The sequence below is a fragment of the Collinsella sp. TM10-22 genome (assembly GCF_003466125.1).
GTDB lineage: Bacteria > Actinomycetota > Coriobacteriia > Coriobacteriales > Coriobacteriaceae > Collinsella.
The window spans coordinates 158,202-178,259 of sequence record NZ_QSOC01000005.1; the positions used below are offsets into that span (position 1 = coordinate 158,202).

The window sequence follows — 20,058 nt, forward strand, 5'->3', positions numbered from 1 at the left end:
ACTCCATCCCGCCCATCAGTTGCGGTGGAATACGGACTGTTTTTGCTGTCAAAGGCCTTATCTACTCCGTATTCCACCGCAACTTTTTGTGGGGTGGGCTAGAGACGCTGCATGCGGTACCCGACACCCATGTGCGTCTGAATCATCTTGGGGTGAGAGGGGTCTGCCTCGATCTTCTTGCGCAGGGTGCGCATGAACACGCGCAGGCTCGCCAGATCGCTGTCCCAGCTCGTGCCCCATATCTCGCGGGTGATGAAGGTGTGGGTGAGCACCTTGTCGACGTTTTTCGCCAGAAGGACAAGCAATTTGTACTCGGTTGGGGTGAGCGAGAGCTCGCGTCCGTCTTTCGTCGCGTATCCCGCGGCGTAGTCGATATGCAGCGGACCGTTGTCGAACGTGCTCGCTTCTGTCGACTCGCTCGACGCCATCGAGGAGCGCCTCAAATTCGCACGGACGCGCGCGAGCAACTCATCCACAGAAAAGGGCTTGGTGAGGTAGTCGTCTGCCCCTGCGTCAAGTGCTGCAATCTTGTCGGAATCTTCGGTGCGCGCCGAAATGACGATAATGGGGACTGCCGACCAGCTTCGGATCTTCGTGATGACCTCGATACCGTCAATGTCGGGAAGGCCGAGGTCGAGCATGATGAGGCTGGGGCCGTGCGACACCGCATCCATGATGGCGGCCTGGCCGTTGCAAACTTTGCTCACGACGTAGCCGTGGAGGTCAAGCGCGGTCGAAACGAGGTTTTGAACGGTCAGGTCATCTTCGACCAGGAGGATGCGTGGCTTAGCGGCATTATTCATGAATCTCGATCTCCTCGGCGGGCAGGGTAAAACGGAAGACGGCCCCATGGGGGTGGTTGTCGCGAGCTTCGATGACGCCGCCATGCGCCTCCACGATGGAGCGGCAAAGCGACAGCCCAAGGCCGATGCTTCGACGCGAATCCACGGGCTGCGTATTGCTTGAGGTGAAGAAGCGCTCAAAGATATGAGGCTTGTCGCAGTCTGCCACACCCGGCCCATCGTCTGCGACGTCCACCACGACGAACGCGCCCTCGCGACGTGCGCTGATGGTGACAGTCGAGTCCTCGGGCGTGTATTTGAAGGCGTTCATGATGAGATTCGTAAGCACCTGCATGATGAGATGGACGTCGATGCGTACCAGCAGGATGTCGTCAGTGTGCTCGATGGTGACGGTACGTCCATGCGATGCTTGGGCGACATGGCTGAGGGCGGCCTCGATGACCTCGTCGATGAGCTCGGACGTGAAGTTGAGGCGAATGGTGCCGTCCTCGACGCGTGTGATGGCGAGGAGGTTCTCCACGGTATCGATAAGCCAGAGGGAGTCGTCGTAGATGGCATCGGCAAGATCGCAGCGTTGTTCGAGGCTGAGCTTCTCGTCGCTCTTCCGAAGGATTGCCGCAGATCCGGATATAGCCGTGAGGGGTGTCCTCAAATCGTGGCCGATGGAGCGCAAAAGGTTGGCGCGCAGCTGCTCGTTTTTCGCCAAGACCGCAGCTTCTTCGCGCTCTTGCGCTGCTCGGTCGCTTTCGAGCGCCAAGGCGCATTCACCTACGATAGATAGGACGATCGAATGCTCGAAGGCTTCGATCTCGCGCCCCTCCAGGGCGATGCCGATGACACCGAATACCTTGTCGCCGGTGCGAACCGCGAGGTAGAGACAGCGCGCCTCAGGCAGGGTCCGCGTGCTTGCGCCCGCGCGCTTGTTGTTGGTGTAGGTCCAGGTTGCAACGGCGCGCTCGTAGTCGGTGAGCAGCGACGCGGATCGGTTTTCGGTGCCAGCGGACTCATAGAGCGTCTTGCCGAGCGTGCCGTGTTCGGCGGTGTAGAAGACCACGTCGAGTTTTAGCAGTTTGATGAGTTGGTTCATGGCGACGCGGGCGCACTCCTCCGCGCTATGGGCTTGCTGCAAGAGCTGGTTCGTTTCGAGGAGTACGCGCGTTTTGAATGCGTTCTCGGCGGAGGTCCGGGCGTTGTCGGCGATGCGCGCAGTTAACTCGCCGGCGACCATAGCGGTAGCGAACATGATGCCGAACGTGACCAGATAGCTTCGGTCGTAGCTGGCGAGCGAAAACAGAGGCGTGACGAAGCAGAAGTTGTAAAGCACTACAGAGAGCACGCTCGATACGATCGTGCAGATGCGCCCCGTCGTGGTGACGGCGGTCAGCAGGGCCGTGAGGATATAGAGGGATATGATGCTGGAATCGGCAAAACCCAGATGGCGGAAAGCCGTGCCGATCGCCGTGGCGACAAGAGAGAGGGCCAGCGTGCGAAGCACGTCACGGCTGCTGGGCGGCTGCAGGGCGAGCGCACGGCGGCGTTCTTCGGGCCGGGAGGGCGGAGTCGACTGGTCTGGAATGATGTAAATGTCGAGGTTCGGGGCGAATGTTATGAGCTGTTCTACGAGAGATTTGCGGCCGAAGAGGGCCTGACGGACGCTGCTACGCTCGCCCGTGCGCCCCATGACGATCTTCGAAATACCCGACAGGCGCGCGAACTCGGAGATCTGAAACGCGATGTCGTCGCCATAGACGGTTTCCATATGTGCTCCGAGCTGTTCGGCCAGGGCGATATTGGCTGCAAGCTTGGCGCGCTCATTATCGCTCATGGCCTGCGCGCGCGGGCTCTCTACGAACAGGGCGACGAGCTCGCTGCGAAACGCTTTCGCCATGCGTGCGGCGGCACGGACGATGCGGGGATTGGTCGGCGCCGGGGAGACACAGACTAAGATACGCTCCCTGGTGTAGTAGTCACGGTTTCCCAGTACGCGTGCGGCGTCTGTGAGGTAGCCGGTGCGATCGGCGCAGCGGCGCAGCGCGATTTCTCGGAGTGCGGTGAGGTTCTCGACGGTAAAAAAATGCTGTTGCGCTCGGTCGGCTTGTGCGGGACGGTAGACGAGGCCGGCGCGAAGGCGCTCAAGTAGATCTTCGGGCTCTATGTCGACGAGCTCGACCTGGTCGGCATCATCGAAGATACGGTCGGGGATTCGTTCGCTCACGACAACGCCGGTGATGGATGCAACCATGTCGTTTAGGCTCTCGATATGCTGAACGTTCACGGTCGTATAGACGTCGATGCCCGCATGTAGAAGTTCCTCGACGTCTTGATAGCGTTTGTCGTGGCGAGACCCCGGTGCATCCGTATGGGCGAGCTCGTCGACAAGGATGAGCTGAGGGGCGCGTTCGATAGCCGCATCTAGGTCGAACTCGCTGAGCGCAATGCCGTTGTGCTCGATGAGTTTACAGGGCACGTTCTCAAGCCCTTGTGCAAGATGGGCAGTTGCCGGACGTTCGTGCGGCTCGATGTATCCCGCGACGACGTCGACACCTCGCCGCTTGGCGGCGTGGGCGGCTTGAAGCATCGCATAGGTTTTGCCTGCGCCAGCAGCGTAGCCAAAGAAAATCTTGAGGTGTCCCCGGCTGGTTCGAGCGTCATCGGCGACCTCGTCTTTCTCAATTGCCTTTAGGATGAGGTCTGGATTGACGCGAGTGTCCGATGCGTCGCGCTGCATAGCGTAGCCTTTCTGAAGCGTTGTCCATGCGTGCATACGCGGCGAGGGCGCCACTGTATGCTCGCGAGGTCGAGTATAGGCGCACTGCAGCCGCAATAGTGCTTTCTACCTGCATCTTTACGGCATCTTAAGGTCGTGAGCCCCAGCCCTCACGCCTCTTTAATCCCTAGAAGCGTTTACTGTCCCCAGACGCTTGCGAGAGCAGGCGTCCGAGACATCGGACCGCGCGTGAAAGGGGCGGTAATGGACATCCTCATTCCCATTATCGGAGTCGTCTGCATTGGACTCTTTATCTATGACATCTACATTCTGATGAGGAGTGATTCGTAAACTATGGACGCTGCGATTCAGTACATCTTGTACTTTGCCGTGCTCGTCGTCCTGGCCGTTCCGCTCGGTCGATTCATGGCCCATATCATGGATGGTGAGCATACGTTCCTGTCGCCTGTGATTGCTCCTGTGGAGCGTGGCGTCTATCGTCTGCTTCGCATCGACGCGGCAGAGCAGATGGGGTGTAGGCGCTATCTGGCGAGCGTGCTGGTCTTTTCGGGGATCGGCCTCGTGGCTCTTGTGGCACTCCAGGCGCTTCAGTCCTTCTTGCCAGGCAATCCCCAGCACCTGCCGGGTGTGCCGTGGGATCTGTCGTTCAATACGGCCGCTTCCTTCATAACCAACACCAATTGGCAATCCTATTCCGGTGAGACCACCCTGTCCTACTTTGTGCAGTTCATGGGCCTCACCGTGCAGAACTTCGTTTCCGCTGGCACCGGTATCGCGGTCATGTTCGCGCTGATCCGCGGCTTCCGTCAGGTCAAGGAGCAGGGTCTGGGTTCCTTCTGGGTCGACCTCACCCGCACCGTCCTGTATGTGCTCATCCCGCTGAACCTCGTGTTCGGCATCTGCCTGGCTGCCGGTGGCGTCATCTCCAACTTCCAGCCGGCTCAGAAGGCTGAGCTCGTAGAGCCCGTCGCTGTCCAGCCTAATGCAGACGGCGGCTGGAGCGTCATCGACGGCGCCCAGATCGAGGGCGACACGGTCAAGGTCGACGGCAAGGTTGTCGAGGGCGCGCGCGTGGTCACCGAGCAGTTCCTGCCCCAGGGTCCCGCGGCTCCTCAGGTCGCCATCAAGCAGTCCGGCACCAACGGCGGCGGCTTCTTCGGCGTGAACTCCGCCCATCCGTATGAGAACCCCAGTGCCTTCACCAACATCATCGAGATGACCATCCTGCTGCTGATCCCGGCCGCCTGCTGCTTCACCTTCGGTATCGGCGTCAAGAACACCAAGCAGGGCAAGGCTATCTTTGCCGCCATGTTCATCCTGCTGGTGATCTTCACCGGCATCATCGCCGTCAACGAACATGCGGGCACCCCGCAGCTGGCCGATGGCGGAGCGGTCAATATCGAGATGACCGACGGCCAGGCCGGCGGCAACATGGAGGGCAAGGAGAGCCGCTTTGGCATCGCCTCCTCTTCCACCTGGTCCGCTTTCACGACGGCTGCTTCCAACGGCTCGGTCAACTCCATGCACGACTCCTACACCCCGCTCGGCGGGTTTGTCCAGATGCTCCAGATAGCGCTGGGCGAGGTGGTGTTCGGCGGCGTGGGCTGCGGCCTGTACGGCATGATCGGCTTCGCCATCCTCACGGTGTTTATCGCCGGCCTTATGGTCGGCCGCACGCCCGAGTTCCTGGGCAAGAAGATCGAGCCGACCGAGATGCGCTGGGCGGTGGTTCTGTGTCTCGCCACTCCGTTCGCCATTCTGGTGAGCTCCGCTATCGCCTGCATGGTGCCCGGTCTTGTCGACCAACTCAACAACGGCGGGGCGCATGGCTTCTCCGAGGTGCTGTATGCCTTCACCTCATGCGGCGGCAACAACGGCTCGGCGTTTGCAGGCATGAACTGCAACACCCCGTGGATCAATGTGCTGCTGGGTATCGAGATGCTGTTCGCGCGGTTCCTGCCGATTGTGGGCACGCTCGCCATTGCGGGCTCGCTGGCCGGGAAGGGCAAGGTCGCCGAGAGCGCCGGCACGCTTTCCACCACCAATGCCATGTTCGTGTTTCTGCTGGTATTCGTCGTTCTGCTGATTGGCGCCCTGAGCTTCTTCCCGGCGTTGGCGCTTGGTCCCGTTGCCGAATTCTTCCAGATGGTTGCGTAAAGGAGTCGCAGATTTATGGTTATGCAAAAAGACATGATGAGCCGCGCGGTGCGCGATTCATTTGCCAAGCTTGACCCCCGTGTCCAGGTCCAAAACCCGGTTATGTTCCTGGTGTGGCTTTCGGCCGCCATGACCTCCATTCTGGCCATCGCCTCTATTTTTGGGGTACAGGACGCCGGCGTCCCCACGTACTATGTGATCGCCATTGCCGTCATTCTCTGGCTGACCGACCTCTTTTCAAATTTTGCCGAGGCACTTGCCGAGGGCCGCGGTAAGGCGCAGGCAGACTCCCTGCGCGCGGCGAAAAAGGACGTCGAGGCCCATCGCATCGAGTCCGTCGAGGATAAGGACCGCTTCACGGTCGTTCCCGGTACCGAGCTCTCACGCGGGGATCTGGTGGTCGTGCGCGCCGGCGAGCAGATTCCGGGAGACGGCGATGTCATCGAGGGTGCCGCCTCGGTTGATGAGTCGGCCATCACCGGCGAGTCTGCACCCGTGGTTCGCGAGGCTGGCGGCGACCGTTCTGCCGTCACTGGCGGCACTACCGTGCTTTCCGATTGGATTGTGGTGAAAATCACCAGCGAGCCTGGCCAGAGCTTCCTGGATAAGATGATCGCCATGGTCGAGGGCGCCGCCCGCAAGAAGACCCCCAACGAGGTCGCGCTCGAGATCTTTCTGGTTGCTCTGTCCGTCATCTTCATCCTCGTGACGCTCGCACTGTACTGCTACTCGAGTTTCTCTGCAGGGCTCAACGGTATGGCGAACCCCACCGCTGTGACCACGCTCGTTGCCTTGCTCGTCTGTCTGGCGCCCACCACCATTGGTGCGCTGCTGTCCGCCATTGGCATCGCCGGCATGAGCCGACTGAACGAGGCCAACGTGCTGGCCATGTCCGGCCGCGCCATCGAGGCCGCCGGCGACGTCGACATCCTCATGCTCGATAAGACCGGTACCATCACCTTGGGCAACCGACAGGCCGCTGAGTTCATTCCGGTCGACGGTGTCGATCCGGCAGAACTCGCCGATGCCGCGCAGCTGTCCTCTCTGGCGGATGAGACCCCCGAGGGCCGCTCCATCGTCGTGCTCGCCAAGGAGCAGTTTGGGCTGCGCGGTCGCACGCTCGAGGATAAGGGCATGGAGTTCATCCCCTTCACCGCGGCGACCCGCATGTCCGGTGTGAACTACGCCGGCAGCGAGATTCGCAAGGGTGCGGCCGATTCCGTTCGCGCTTATGTGGAGGCTGCCGGAGGAGTGTTCTCGAAGGAGTGCGACGAGGCCGTCGAACGCATTGCGAAGGTGGGCGGCACCCCGTTGGTCGTGGCAAAGGACCGACGTGTGCTGGGTGTCGTCTACCTTAAGGACATCATCAAGTCCGGCGTGAAGGAGAAGTTCGCCGACCTGCGCCGCATGGGTATCAAGACCATCATGGTGACGGGCGATAACCCGCTCACGGCGGCCGCCATCGCCGCCGAGGCGGGCGTGGACGACTTCCTGGCCGAGGCCACCCCTGAAGGCAAGCTCGAGAAGATCCGCGAGTTCCAGCGTGAGGGCCACCTGGTCGCCATGACCGGCGATGGCACCAACGATGCGCCGGCGCTCGCCCAGGCGGACGTCGCCGTGGCCATGAACACCGGCACTCAGGCCGCCAAGGAGGCCGGCAACATGGTCGACCTCGACTCCAGCCCCACCAAGCTCATCGAGGTCGTGCGTATCGGCAAGCAACTGCTCATGACCCGCGGCTCGCTCACGACCTTCTCGGTCGCCAACGACGTCGCCAAGTATTTCGCCATCATCCCGGCGCTGTTCTCGCCGATCTACCCCGGGTTGGACGCCCTCAACATCCTGGGGCTCACCAGCCCGTTGTCTGCCGTGCTGTCCGCCATTATCTACAACGCGTTGGTCATCGTCGCGCTGATTCCTGCCGCCCTGAAAGGCGTGAAGTACCGCGAGCTTTCGTCCGGCCAGCTGCTGACCCACAACCTGCTGGTGTGGGGTCTGGGCGGTATCGTGGCGCCGTTCGTATTCATCAAAATTATCGACATACTGCTGGCCTTGTTCGGCATTGGCATGATGTAGACGGAGGTTTGTATGTTCAAAGGTATCGCATCGCGCGCACTTGGCGTGTTCGCGCTGTTTACCATCGTCTGCGGCCTGGGATACACGCTCGTGGTGACCGGCGTCGCGCAGCTTGCGTTTCCGTACCAGGCGAACGGATCGCTCATTACGGTCGACGGCAAGGTTGTGGGTTCCGAGCTCATCGGCCAGAACTTCGATGACGAAGCCCACATGTGGGGTCGTATCCAGAACGTATCAATTGTCGAAGGCGAAGACGGCGAGCTCATGGCGTATGGTGCCCCGTCCAACCTGTCCCCGGCGAGTGAGGAGTATCGGCAGCTGATAGATGCGCGCGTGAAGAAGATCCGCGCCGCCAACCCCGATGCCGATATGGACGCTGTGCCCGTCGATCTGGTGACGTGTTCGGGGTCCGGCCTCGACCCGGAGATCTCTCCGGATGCCGCCGAGTACCAGGTTCCGCGCCTTGCCAAGGCCACGGGCAAAAGTGAGGACGAGGTGCGCGACATCATCGCCGCGTGCACCAAGGGCCGTTTCCTCGGCATGTTCGGCGAGCCCACGGTCAACGTGCTCAAGGTGAATCTTATGCTGGACGGCGCGCTGTAGGTGAGGGGGTGGCGGATGAGGGCATGATTGACTATCTGAGCCCTCAATTCCACCCCGCCCATCAGTTGCGGTGGAATACGGACTGTTTTTGCTGCCAAAGGCCTTATCTACTCCGTATTCCACCGCAACTTTTTTGTGAGGGTCGGGATTGAAGGTGAGGAGTGCGAGCGAGTGCGGATACGGCAGTTTCTGATACGATAAGTACGTTAGCAACTGCCGCCGAGCGGCTCAAACGAAAGGAACCTTGTATGGAGTCCTCTGCCTACCCGATGCTCTTTAGCCCGATCAAGGTCGGTACGACCGAGGTCAAGAACCGCGTCTTTATGCCGCCGGTGTCTACCAACCTGGCCGATCATGGCTATGTGACCGAAGACTTGGTCGATCATTACCGCGCCCGTGCCAAGGGCGGCGTGGGCCTGATCATCACCGAGGTCGTGACGGTTGAGCCCACCTATACCTATCTGCCGGGTGACATGTGCTGCTACGACGACACGTTTATCCCCGGTTGGGAAAAGCTCGCCGCGGCCGTCCACGAGTACGGCTGCAAGATCATGCCGCAGCTCTTCCACCCCGCCTACATGGCCTTTAACATTCCGGGTACGCCGCGCCTGATCGCTCCGTCCTTTGTGGGCCCGTCCTATGCCCGTGAGGCGCCGCGCCCCATCACGGTCGATGAGATCCACGAGCTCACGCATCAGTTTGGCGACGCTGCCGTGCGTATGCAGAAGGCCGGCGTCGATGGCGTCGAGGTCCATGCGGCACACGCCCATGGCATGCTCGGCGGCTTTTTGACCCCGCTCTATAACAAGCGTACCGACGAGTATGGTGGCTCGCTCGACGCCCGCATGCGCTTCTTGCTCGAGGTCATCGCCGAGATTCGCGAGCGTTGCGGCAAGGACTTCATCATCGACGTCCGTATCTCGGGCGACGAGTACACCGATGGCGGCCTGACCCTCAACGACATGATCTACGTCTCGCGTCGCCTGGAGAAGGCCGGCGTCGACATGATTCACGTGTCGGGCGGTACCACCATCAAGCGCGGCTCTGCAATTCCCGCCGCTGGTACACAGCAGGCTTCGCACGCCGCTTGTTCGCGCGAGATCAAAAAGCATGTGAACATTCCCGTTGCCACGGTCGGCCGCATCAACGAGGCATGGATTGCCGAGGAGCTGATCGAGGACGGCGCTGCCGACATCTGCATGATGGGCCGCGCCAATCTGTGCGATGCCGAGTTCTGCAACAAGGCGGCTGCCGGCAACGCCGACGAGATTCGTCCCTGCATCGGCTGCCTGCGCTGCCTGAACGGCATCATGTTCGGCAAGCGCATCTCCTGCACCGTCAACCCGGACGTGGAGCGCGACGAGGCCGGTTACGAGCCTGCCGCCGAGGCCAAGAACGTGCTCGTCGTGGGCGCCGGCCCCGCGGGCATGGAGGCGGCCTACATTGCCACCAAGCGCGGCCATAACGTGGTGCTCGTGGACAAGCAGGATGAGCCGGGCGGCGAAATGCGCATCGCAGCCGTTCCGCCGGCAAAGCAGGAACTCACCCGCGTGATCAAGTATCAGTACCGTCGCCTGGCCGAGGCCGGCGTCACGTGCGTCTTTGGTACCGAGCTTTCGGCCGAGGACATTCAGCGCGATTACGCGGGCTACGAGGTTGTCCTGGCTTATGGCGCCGAGCCCATCGCTCCAGCCTTTATGCAGGGCTTTAAGCAGGTTATGACGGCTGACGACCTGCTGGGCGGCAAGGCCTTCCCGGGCAAGAAGATCGTCATCGTGGGCGGCGGCACCGTCGGCTGCGAGACGGCCGATTACCTGGCCCCGTTGGTCAACGACCTGTCGCCGGCCAATCGCGATGTCACCGTCATTGAGATGACCAAGACGCTCGCCGCCAACGAGGGCGGTGCCGGTCGCGCGGTGCTCATCACGCGCATGCTCTCCAAGGGCGTTCACGTGCTGACCGAGGCCAAGGTGACCGAGATTACCGAGGACACCATCAGTTACGAAAAGGATGGCCAGATCCACACCATCGCCGATGCCGATACGCTGGTGCTTGCCATGGGCTACCGCCCCAATACCAGGCTTGCCGATGACCTTGCCGCTGCCGGCGTTGTCACCCACGTGCTGGGCGATGCCCAGAAGTGCGGTAACATCCGCGACGCCATCGGCGATGGCTACAAGGTCGCCTGCGAGCTCTAGTCAACCCCTTGGTGCATGAGGGGGGCGTCTCTGCGCCATCCGATAGCAAAACAGCGGTGGTGTCCCGGGTTTCGGGATGCCGCCGCTTGTTCTTGTGATCCTGGCGACGTGAGCGCGCCCTATTTCACCGCAACTGAGGGAATGGGGGATGCGATAGTATTACGTGGTGATATTCGACAAACCGTGAGCTTCATTCGAGGGCTTTATGGAACAGCACCAGCATTATCAGAGCCTGCAAGATCAGGCATACAACGCATTGCGCTCCAAGATCATCTATGCCGAGCTCAAGCCCGGCACGCGCCTTTCGGCGATTGGTCTGGAAAAGGAGACGGGAATCGGGCGCACGCCCATTCGCGAGTCCTTTGTGCGCTTGCGTGAGCAGGAGCTGGTGGAAACGCGTCCCAAAAGCGGCACCTATGTCTCAAAAATCAGCATGGAGCGCGCCGAGAACGCCTGTTTCTTGCGAGAGAAACTCGAGAGAAGCGTGCTCATTAAATGCTGCTCTGCCGCCACGCCCGAGCAAAAGCAGCGGCTCGAGCGGATTCTTGCCGAGTCCGAGTCGCTCGACCATAGCGAAACGCGTCGCTTTTTCGATCTGGACAACCTGTTCCATGAGACGTGTTTTGAGATTGCCGGCCGCCACATGTTGTGGGATTGGATGAGGAGCGTCAATACGCATTTCGAGCGCTACAACTGGTTGCGTATGGTGTCGCAGGATCTGGATTGGGAGCCGATTCGTCGGCAGCATCGCCGGATTCTCGAGGCCATTAAGAAGGGCGATACCGACGCGGCGAGCTATTTGGCAGAGACGCACTTGCATCTGATGCCCGAGGAGCAGGGCCCGGTTATCGCCTTGCATCCCGACTATTTTGAGCTGCCTAAAGACTCGGCCATCTAACTCGCGCCCTTTATTAGCTGCGGTGAAATTAAGATCGTTCTGCGGCTCTGGTGGCGTAGGCAGTTCGTATAAATGCCTAAAATGGCTCAGGTTGCCGACAATTGGGAAACGGGGTGCGCTATGGCGCAGATGAGAATCAAGGACATTGCCGCCGAGGCGGGCGTGAGCCCGGCCACGGTTTCGCGCTACCTCAATAACCGCCCCGGGCAGATGACCGAGGAAACCCGTGCTCGCATCGCGGCGGTTATCGAGCGCACTGGCTATCGCCCACGTGCCGCCGCACGCAATCTACGCAGCTCACGCACCAACCTCATCGGCGTGATTCTGGCCGACATTGGCAACCCGTTCTCGAGCGCCATGCTCGAAGGGCTTTCCGCCAGCGCCGCCGCGCGCGGCAGCTCGCTCATGACGGCCATTAGCGGCAACGACCCCGCCAAGGAGGCAGAGTCGCTCACCAGACTTATCGATGCCGGCGTGGACGGCCTGATCGTCAACACCTGTGGTGGCAACGACAAGGCGATCGCCGCGGCCGCGGGGCGCCTGCCTGTCGTTCTGCTCGACCGCGATGTTGCCAATGGCGGCATCGATCTGGTGACCTCTAACAACCGCGAGTTGGTCGCCGGCCTGGTAGACGCCTTGGTCGCCGCGGGCAGCGAGCACCTGTGCCTGCTCACCGAGGCAAGCGACGACAGCCCCGTGCGTCGCGAGCGCGCCGAGGCCTTTGCCGACGAGCTCTCGCGTCGCGCCCCGACCGGCGAGGTCGTCACCCTGGCCGACGGTGGCGCCGCGGGTGTCGGCCGCCTGGACGAGGCCATCCGCGACTATGCGGGCAAAAAGCTCGGCCTTATCGCCGTCAACGGCCTGGTCTTTCTGCGTCTGACCGAGGCGTTGACGCAGCTGGGCCCCTCGCTGCCGGCGGGTCTCAAGATTGCGACGTTTGACGATTACCCCTGGAATCATGTGCTCTTTGGCGGCGTGACCACGGCCGCGCAGGACACCCTCACCATCGCCGAGCGCGTGGTCGAGCGTCTGTCTGAGCGCATCGATGTGGTCACCACCACGGTGGGCGATGCCGCAAAGCTCGCCCCCAAGCGCATCGAGGTCCCCGGCCACATCGAACACCGCGCTTCGACCTCGCGCTAACCATTCGTTCGTGCTTGGCACCCGCCTGTTCGCGCACGTTTTTTGAGCGCTTGATACGCTTTAACCCTGCGGAAACATTTTTCTGCGATAGTATCTGCGGTATAGACCAGTCGAAACCCGCCCGAAAGAAAGGGGAGCGACATGAACCAGCAGAACATCGATTACGTACTCCGCTCCGTAGAGCAGCGTGACATCCGCTTTGTGCGTCTGTGGTTTGTCGACATTCTCGGCCGCCTCAAAAACTTTGCCATTAGCCCCGAGGACCTCGAGGTCGCATTTGAGGAGGGCATTGGCTTTGACGGCTCGGCCATCGAGGGTTTTGCCACGCCCGAGGAAGCCGATATGCTGGCGTTTCCCGATGCTTCGACCTTCCAGATTTTGCCGTGGCGTCCGAGCCACAACGGCGTCGCCCGTGTGTTCTGCGACGTGTGCACTCCCGATCGCAAGCCCTTCGCCGGCGATCCGCGCGATGCGTTGCGTCGCATGTTCCGCAAGGCAGAGAAAGCCGGCTATCTGCTCAACGTGGGCGCCGAGCTGGAGTATTACTACTTCCCCGACGAGCACACGCCCGAGCCTCTCGACAACGTGGGCTACTTCGATCTTTCGGTGAGCGATGCCGCTCGCGATCTGCGCCGCAACACGGTCCTTACGCTCGAGAAGATGTCCGTGCCCGTGGAGTACACCTTCCATGCCGCCGGTCGCTCGCAGCACGGCATGAGCCTGCGCCATGCCGAGGCCCTGAGCATGTCCGACGCCATTACCACGGCCAAACTCATCATTAAGCAGCAGGCTTACGAGAGCGGCTGCCACGCCTCCTTTATGCCCAAGCCGTTGGCGGGCGAGGACGGCAGCGCCATGTTTTTGCATCAGTCGCTGTTCGACCACGACGGCAACAATGTCTTTTGGGGCGAGGCCGACGAGAAGTACCACCTCTCCGATATTGCCAAGCATTACATGGCCGGCATCCTGGCGCACGCGCGCGAGATCAGCGCCATCACCAACCCCACCGTCAACTCGTACAAGCGCATCACCACGGGCGGCGACTCCGTGCCGCAGTACGCCACGTGGGGCTTGCGCAACCGCGCAAGCATGGTTCGCATCCCGGTCTACAAGCCCGGCAAGCAGCTGTCCACGCGCATCGAGCTTCGTAGCCCCGATCCCATGGCCAACCCGTATCTGGTCAACGCCGTCACGCTGGCGGCTGGTCTCGACGGCATTGAGCGCAAGCTGGAGCTCCCGCCCGAGGCCACGGCCGAGACGCTCAAGCTCAACGACCGCCAGATGCTCGAGGCCGGTTATACGCCGCTGCCGCGCTCGCTTAAAGAGGCACTCGACGTCTTTGAGGGCTCGCAGTTTATGAAGGATGCCCTCGGCGATCACATCCACGGCTTCTTCCTCAAAAAGAAGCGTGACGAGTGGCATAAGTTCGAATCCACGATCACCGAATGGGAGATCAAGCACTACCTGGCGAACTCCTAATCGCGCTGGCTTGTCCCAGTACGATTGAGCTCATTTCTTTGGAGGCCGATATGTCCGAAAAGAGTGCCCTGTTCATGGCGCGCACGACGCGCTTCCACGAGTTTGCCCGCAGCTTGACGACCACCCTGGGTGTCGAGGTGAGCCTGGCCACCCCCGATTCGCCGACTGCGGCGCACGACTTTGACCTGCTGATCCTCGATTCTGATGGCATCCGCAGCGACCGCATCGATCAGATTGCCAAGTGGCTTGACGACCGCGGTGGCGTTCCCATGTTGGTGATCGTCGACGACGAGGCGCTCGGCACCCTGCGCCTGCCCAATCACGCGCATGCCGACTTTGTATGCCCCACGGCGACGCCCAACGAGCTCAAGGCTCGTGCGCAGCGCCTGATGGGCGAGGAGGAGACCGTCACCGCCGACGATGTACTCAACATCGACAACCTCGAGATCAACCTGGCTACCTACCAGGTGACGCTCGATAACGAGCCCATCGACCTGACGCTGATGGAGTACTCGCTGCTGAGCTTTTTGGCCACGCACCCCAACCGCGCCTACAGCCGCGAGGTGCTGCTGCACCGCGTGTGGGGCTTTGAGTACTGCGGCGGTACGCGTACCGTCGACGTGCATATCCGACGCATCCGCTCCAAGGTGGGCCCGCAGATCGCGGCACACATCACCACCGTCCGCGGCGTGGGCTATCTGTTTAAGGACTAGATTTCCACCACAAAGGGGACAGGCGCCTTTGTGGTGGCTTTGCCACAGGTGGGGGTCCCTTTCGGGTCTGCAACAGAACTTAAACCTTCCTAAAAGATTTCGTTCTCATACACGTTCGCCCACATATTGGGGTACAACTCAACGTGAACAATGATGGCCCGCCACATGTTTGGCGGGCCTTTGGTTATTTGACGAAAGGATTGCAGCATGAACGAGAACGATCCCCAGCGTCCCCAGGATGCGGGCAACGCCGGCGAGACTCAGCAGCAGCCGCGCGTACAGGTGGAGTCGACGCCTGCCGACGGCAACAACATTCCCTACGTGCAGGCCTACGACACGCAGACCGGCAAGCCGCTGGGCGGCCAGCAGGTTGTAAACAAGCACACGGTGGTCAAGACCAAGACCAAAAAGCTGCCGATCTTTATTACGGCGCTTGCCGGTTGTGCCTGCGGAGCCTTGCTGGTCATCGCACTCATTATGAGTGGCACGCTCGATATTGGTGGCGGTAAGAATGCCGTGACGGCGGGTGCTTCGGGTTCATCGACGCAAAAGATCACCATCGACTCCGAGGACACCACGCTGGCCGAGGCCGTCTCTGCTAAGGCCCTGCCCTCCGTCGTTTCCATCGCCGCCACTTCGAGCGGTAGCCAGAATGGCTCGCTTTCGCAGTCTGCCGACGAGTCGGATAGCTCGGGCAGCGTCGGTTCGGGCGTGGTGCTCGATACCGAGAGCCACATCCTCACCAACAACCACGTGGTCGATGGTTACGACCAGTACGTGGTGACCATGGACGACGGCACCACCTATGAGGCCGAGTTCGTGGGCAACGATGCCTCGAGCGACCTCGCCGTCATCAAGCTCAAGGATGCCGATGCCTCCAAGCTCACCCCGATCGAGATCGGCGACTCCTCCAAGCTCAACGTGGGCGAGTGGGTCATGGCTATCGGTTCGCCGTTTGGCAACGAGCAGTCTGTCTCCACGGGTATCGTGTCGGCGCTGTATCGCTCCACGGCCATGAGCTCTACCAGCGGCAATACCATCTATGCCAACATGATTCAGACCGACGCCGCTATCAACCCGGGCAACTCCGGCGGCGCGCTCGTCAACGACAATGGTGAGCTTGTGGGTATCAACTCGCTCATCGAGAGCTATTCGGGCTCCAGCTCGGGCGTGGGCTTTGCCATTCCGGTCAACTATGTCAAGAACATTGCCGACCAGATCATCGACGGCAAGACGCCGGTGCATCCGTACATGGGCGCTACGCTTTCGAGCGTCAACGCGCTCAACGCCCGCACCAACAAGCTGAGCACCGATAGCGGCGCGTATGTGGCGAGCGTCGTTGAGGATGGTCCTGCTGCCAAGGCCGGCATTCAGGAGGGCGATGTCATCACCAAGCTGGGCGACGACGAGATCACGAGCGCCGATGGCCTGATCATCGCACTGCGCAGCCACGAGGTGGGCGAGAAGGTCGAGATCACGCTCATGCGCGGCAAGGAAGAGAAGAAGGTCACGGTTGAACTGGGCTCCGACGAGGAGCTGCAGAACCAGCAGCAGGACGACAGCGCGACCGACACCGGCAACGGCGGTATTACCGACGAACAGCTGCGCCAGTACCTGGAGGAGCTGCTAGGCCAGCAGGGCCAGGGCTACGGTCAGGGTTACTAACGAGCCACTCCACACATATCGAAGCCAGAGGGGGCTGTCCCGCCAACGCGGGGCAGCCCCCTCTTTTCGCGATGATCCCTTGGGGACGGAGGAAAACGGAGCACTTGTGGCTGGCAAGAGGCTTGGTTCGGAATGGCCTGGACAGTTAGTTCAGAAACGTATAAATCTGGGGCAGCTTGGGATGCGTTTTGAGCAATTTTTGATTGGGATGGGGCTTGAATGGGTGTTTGGGAGGGAGAGCGGGACGTTTACATGGTCTCAGGGAGCCCAAATTTGTTGAAACAGGGGTGTTCGTGCCTGATCCAGCTCTAGGATTTATACGTTTCTGAACTAACTGTCCACCCCAGTCTGGCGGCTGCCGATTCGGTGCGGTTCGAGACCGCTATTCGGCCTCATTGCGACCGGTGGTACTCTAGTATCCGTTTGAAATCGAGCGAAGGAGTGCCGCTATGGAGCAATCGAGCCTGTTTGGTGACGGCGTGGACATCGATACCGAAACGCCCGCGATCGCGGAAGCCACCGCACCGACCGATGTCCGTGCCCAGGCGGCAACGCGCGCGGCCGAGCTGCGCCACGAGCTCGACTACCATGCCTATCGCTACTACATGCTCGATGCGCCCGAGATCACGGACGCCGCCTTTGACAAAATGCTCGTTGAGCTGCAGGAGATCGAGGCGGCCTATCCTGACCTGGTGACGCCCGACAGCTATACCCAGCGCGTGGGCGGCTACGTGAGCGAGCAGTTTACGCCGGTAACGCACATGGCGCGCATGTATTCCATGGACGATGCCATGGATCTGGACGAGCTCGACGCATGGCTCCAACGCACCGAGGATGCGCTCGGTGCCGGCAGCGTCACCTATACCTGCGAGCTTAAGATCGACGGTCTGGGCGTGGCGCTTACCTATCAAAACGGCACCTTTGTGCGCGCGGCCACACGTGGCGATGGCACCACGGGCGAGGACGTATCGCTCAACGTCCGTACCATCAAGGATGTGCCCATGCACCTGTCCGAGCCGGCGCTCGCCCACATGGGCGCCGACCGCGAGCGCACCATTGAGGTACGCGGCGAGGTCTATATGCCCAAAGGCAGCTTTGTACGTCTGAATGAAGAGGCCGATGCCGAGGGCCGCGGCCCCTTCGCCAACCCGCGCAACGCCGCTGCAGGATCCTTGCGCCAAAAAGACCCCAAGGTCACGGCGCGTCGCGACTTGGCCACCTTTATCTATGCCATTGCCGATACCGACCCGTTGCACGTCCACAGCCAGCGCGAATTTCTCGACTGGCTGCGCAACGCCGGCTTTAGCGTCAACCCCAACGTGGCTCGTTGCGCCACGCCGGCCGAGGTCCACGAGTTCTGTGCCCAGGCGCTCGAGCACCGCGGCGACCTGGACTACGACATCGACGGCGTGGTCGTAAAGGTTGACAGCTTCCAGCAGCAGCTCGACCTAGGTTTTACCGCCCGCGCACCGCGCTGGGCCATTGCCTTTAAGTTCCCGCCCGAGGAAAAGCAGACCATCCTGCGCGAGATTCGCATCCAGGTGGGCCGCACCGGTGTGCTCACGCCGGTCGCCGAGTTCGACCCGGTGACGGTCGCCGGTTCCACCATCGCGCGCGCCACGCTGCACAACATCGACGAGATCCGCCGCAAAAACGTGCGCGAGGGCGATACCATCATCGTGCACAAGGCGGGCGACGTGATTCCCGAGGTCGTGGGGCCGGTGCTCGACAAACGCCCGGCCGATTCGGTCGACTGGCACATGCCAGAGGTCTGTCCCGTGTGCGGCAGCCCCGTGGTCCACGAGGATGGCGAGGTGGCATATCGCTGCGTGTCCATCGACTGCCCGGCGCAGCTCAAGGAGCGCCTGCTCCACTGGGTGAGCCGCGGCTGCATGGACGTGGACGGCCTGGGCGACGAGATCGTCGACAAGATGATCGCTGCTGGCCTGATCCACGATGTCGCCGACTTCTACCAGCTCACGGTCGACGACATCGCCGGCCTAGACACGGGTCGCGTGTATGCCAGCTCCAACAGCAAAAAGGGCGTCAAGAAGGGCGACCCCATCCCGGTGGGCCTCAAGACGGCCGAGAAAATCATCGCCGAGCTCAACAAGTCCAAGAGCCAGCCGCTCGGTCGCGTACTGTTTGCCCTGGGTATCCGCCACGTGGGCAAGAGTGTGGGCGAGGTCATCGCCGAACGATTCCTGTCGATTGACAAGCTCATCTTGGCAAGCGAAGAGGACATCGCCGAGTGCGAGGGCATCGGTTCCAAGATTGCGGCAAGCGTCAAGCAGTTCCTGGCCGTACCCGAGAACCTCGCCGTGCTGGAGCGCCTGCGCCAGGCGGGCATGTCGCTCGAGGTCGACTTGGGCGCCGCGCACGCGCAAGCCGCAGCCGACGCTGGCGTGGCCGGCGAGCTCGCCGACGCACAGCCGCTCGCGGGTCTGACCTTTGTGCTCACCGGCACGCTCGTCAACCGCACGCGCGACGAGGCAGGTGCGGCGCTCAAGGTACTCGGCGCCAAGGTTTCGGGCAGCGTGTCAAAGAAGACGAGCTATCTGGTCGCCGGCCCCAAAGCGGGCTCCAAGCTCACCAAAGCCGAGCAGCTGGGCGTGCCTGTATTGGATGAGGACGCACTCGAGCAGATTCTTGCGACTGGTGAGGTGCCCCAGGCTTAAGGCGCCGATAGCCAAATTAATCAAATTGAAGAGCCTCCCGGATGGTCCGATGCTATCCGGGAGGTTTTTATTCGGCCGCAGTAACGGGCACCGTGATCTGCGTCACGTAGGTTGCTGGGTCGTCGCTGATAATGTCATCGATCAAGGCGATCTCGCGCGAGGAGCCGGCGGGTACTATGCCGTGCTCGTGCATATAGCCGAGCAACCGCTCGTAGCGTGGGGCTGCTTGCCCGTGCGTGCCGCGGAAGCTTATGGTCAGGCAGTGCGCGGCAGGTCGCGTCTCAACGTCACCCAAGTAATCATCGGTGTCATCGAGCAGCAGAAAGACCTCGTCGTAGCCATCAAAATCACCGGCGGCGAGGCGCTCGGCGCCAATCCCGACGCCCAAGTTGCCCAGAAAGACAAAGGTCTCGTGCTGCCCCTTCTGCAGTTGACGAATCTGCCACTCCAGCGCATAGGCGTCGGTGGGGTTGACGCGTTCGCGCAGCACGGCGCAGCGAAGCTCGGGTGCATCGATTGCGCAAATGGTATCGAGCTCGGTGTTCAAGGCATCGTGAAGCAGGGCAAGCCGGTTGTCAATCTTGCGCGACACGCGCTCTAGTTCGCGGCGCTTGCGTTCGATGAGCTCCTGCTGCTGAGCCAGCTGCCGCTGCATAAGGTTCACATCGCGCGTGGTCACAAACTCACGGATTTGTGCGAGCGGCAAGTCGAGAACGCGCAGGTGGCTGATGGTGTTAAGGGTGGAGAGCTGCCGTGATCCGTAGTAGCGGTACCCGCTCGCCGGATCGATGTGCGCCGGGTCCAGCAAGCCCATCTGCTCGTAATGGCGCAGCGTGCCCACGCTCAGGTTAAACATGCGCGCCACTTCGCCAATGCGGAGCAGGCCCTCGGTATGTTCAGTTGGCGTGTCGGTCATG

The 20,058-nt window shown here is 61.4% G+C and carries 13 protein-coding genes; 10 read left to right on the forward strand and 3 right to left on the reverse strand.

Annotated features, from left to right (window positions below):
• Positions 1–98: 98 nt before the first annotated feature.
• Together DXD94_RS06695 and DXD94_RS06700 are read right to left on the reverse strand one after the other, a co-directional pair.
• On the reverse strand, positions 99–803 hold the full coding sequence (locus DXD94_RS06695; protein WP_117583373.1) for a response regulator: 705 nt from the start codon (positions 801–803) through the stop codon (positions 99–101).
• Positions 796–3,531 (reverse strand): sensor histidine kinase KdpD, encoded by a 2,736-nt coding sequence (locus tag DXD94_RS06700; RefSeq protein WP_117734670.1) that lies wholly within the window; start codon positions 3,529–3,531, stop codon positions 796–798. Before DXD94_RS06700 ends, DXD94_RS06695 begins: the two co-directional genes overlap by 8 nt.
• A 333-nt stretch (positions 3,532–3,864) precedes the next feature.
• Between DXD94_RS06700 and kdpA the strand changes: the two genes are divergently transcribed.
• The 10 genes from kdpA to ligA all read left to right on the forward strand — a co-directional run bounded on the left by kdpA (position 3,865) and on the right by ligA (position 19,141).
• Positions 3,865–5,688 (forward strand): potassium-transporting ATPase subunit KdpA, encoded by a 1,824-nt coding sequence (kdpA, locus tag DXD94_RS06705; protein ID WP_117763595.1) that lies wholly within the window; start codon positions 3,865–3,867, stop codon positions 5,686–5,688.
• Positions 5,689–5,703: 15 nt separating this feature from the next.
• Positions 5,704–7,764 carry a potassium-transporting ATPase subunit KdpB gene (kdpB, locus tag DXD94_RS06710; protein WP_117763596.1) on the forward strand — a complete coding sequence of 687 codons (2,061 nt, stop codon included), beginning with the start codon at positions 5,704–5,706 and terminating at the stop codon, positions 7,762–7,764.
• Between the two features lie 12 nt (positions 7,765–7,776).
• Positions 7,777–8,367 carry a potassium-transporting ATPase subunit KdpC gene (gene kdpC, locus DXD94_RS06715; RefSeq protein ID WP_117763597.1) on the forward strand — a complete coding sequence of 197 codons (591 nt, stop codon included), beginning with the start codon at positions 7,777–7,779 and terminating at the stop codon, positions 8,365–8,367.
• 248 nt (positions 8,368–8,615) lie between these two features.
• Positions 8,616–10,565, forward strand: a complete 1,950-nt coding sequence (locus DXD94_RS06720) for an NAD(P)/FAD-dependent oxidoreductase (RefSeq protein WP_117763598.1) — start codon at positions 8,616–8,618, stop codon at positions 10,563–10,565.
• A gap of 205 nt (positions 10,566–10,770) precedes the next feature.
• Positions 10,771–11,463 carry a GntR family transcriptional regulator gene (locus tag DXD94_RS06725; RefSeq protein ID WP_117763599.1) on the forward strand — a complete coding sequence of 231 codons (693 nt, stop codon included), beginning with the start codon at positions 10,771–10,773 and terminating at the stop codon, positions 11,461–11,463.
• A gap of 120 nt (positions 11,464–11,583) precedes the next feature.
• Positions 11,584–12,606, forward strand: coding sequence for a LacI family DNA-binding transcriptional regulator (locus DXD94_RS06730; protein ID WP_158564799.1), 1,023 nt, complete (start codon positions 11,584–11,586; stop codon positions 12,604–12,606).
• A gap of 141 nt (positions 12,607–12,747) precedes the next feature.
• The gene (locus DXD94_RS06735) at positions 12,748–14,085 is read left to right on the forward strand and encodes a glutamine synthetase family protein (protein ID WP_117763601.1); all 1,338 of its coding nucleotides are present in this window, start codon (positions 12,748–12,750) and stop codon (positions 14,083–14,085) included.
• Positions 14,086–14,135: 50 nt separating this feature from the next.
• Positions 14,136–14,798 carry a response regulator transcription factor gene (locus tag DXD94_RS06740; RefSeq protein ID WP_006234733.1) on the forward strand — a complete coding sequence of 221 codons (663 nt, stop codon included), beginning with the start codon at positions 14,136–14,138 and terminating at the stop codon, positions 14,796–14,798.
• A gap of 207 nt (positions 14,799–15,005) precedes the next feature.
• Positions 15,006–16,463, forward strand: coding sequence for a S1C family serine protease (locus DXD94_RS06745; RefSeq protein ID WP_117763602.1), 1,458 nt, complete (start codon positions 15,006–15,008; stop codon positions 16,461–16,463).
• A gap of 449 nt (positions 16,464–16,912) precedes the next feature.
• The gene (gene ligA, locus DXD94_RS06750; RefSeq protein WP_117763603.1) at positions 16,913–19,141 is read left to right on the forward strand and encodes an NAD-dependent DNA ligase LigA; all 2,229 of its coding nucleotides are present in this window, start codon (positions 16,913–16,915) and stop codon (positions 19,139–19,141) included.
• A gap of 67 nt (positions 19,142–19,208) precedes the next feature.
• Here ligA and DXD94_RS06755 read toward each other — a convergent pair whose 3' ends face one another.
• A complete protein-coding gene (locus tag DXD94_RS06755; RefSeq protein WP_117763604.1) occupies positions 19,209–20,057 on the reverse strand; it encodes a MerR family transcriptional regulator in 849 nt (282 codons plus the stop codon).
• Between the last annotated feature and the right edge of the window lies 1 nt (position 20,058).

Coding starts and splice junctions, on each gene's coding strand:
- DXD94_RS06695 (WP_117583373.1), bottom strand. CDS start 803: ATGAATAATGCCGCTAAGCCACGCATCCTCCTGGTCGAAGATGACCTG.
- kdpA (WP_117763595.1), top strand. CDS start 3,865: ATGGACGCTGCGATTCAGTACATCTTGTACTTTGCCGTGCTCGTCGTC.
- DXD94_RS06745 (WP_117763602.1), top strand. CDS start 15,006: ATGAACGAGAACGATCCCCAGCGTCCCCAGGATGCGGGCAACGCCGGC.
- ligA (WP_117763603.1), top strand. CDS start 16,913: ATGGAGCAATCGAGCCTGTTTGGTGACGGCGTGGACATCGATACCGAA.
- kdpC (WP_117763597.1), top strand. CDS start 7,777: ATGTTCAAAGGTATCGCATCGCGCGCACTTGGCGTGTTCGCGCTGTTT.
- DXD94_RS06755 (WP_117763604.1), bottom strand. CDS start 20,057: ATGACCGACACGCCAACTGAACATACCGAGGGCCTGCTCCGCATTGGC.
- DXD94_RS06735 (WP_117763601.1), top strand. CDS start 12,748: ATGAACCAGCAGAACATCGATTACGTACTCCGCTCCGTAGAGCAGCGT.
- DXD94_RS06700 (WP_117734670.1), bottom strand. CDS start 3,531: ATGCAGCGCGACGCATCGGACACTCGCGTCAATCCAGACCTCATCCTA.
- DXD94_RS06720 (WP_117763598.1), top strand. CDS start 8,616: ATGGAGTCCTCTGCCTACCCGATGCTCTTTAGCCCGATCAAGGTCGGT.
- DXD94_RS06730 (WP_158564799.1), top strand. CDS start 11,584: ATGGCGCAGATGAGAATCAAGGACATTGCCGCCGAGGCGGGCGTGAGC.
- kdpB (WP_117763596.1), top strand. CDS start 5,704: ATGGTTATGCAAAAAGACATGATGAGCCGCGCGGTGCGCGATTCATTT.
- DXD94_RS06725 (WP_117763599.1), top strand. CDS start 10,771: ATGGAACAGCACCAGCATTATCAGAGCCTGCAAGATCAGGCATACAAC.
- DXD94_RS06740 (WP_006234733.1), top strand. CDS start 14,136: ATGTCCGAAAAGAGTGCCCTGTTCATGGCGCGCACGACGCGCTTCCAC.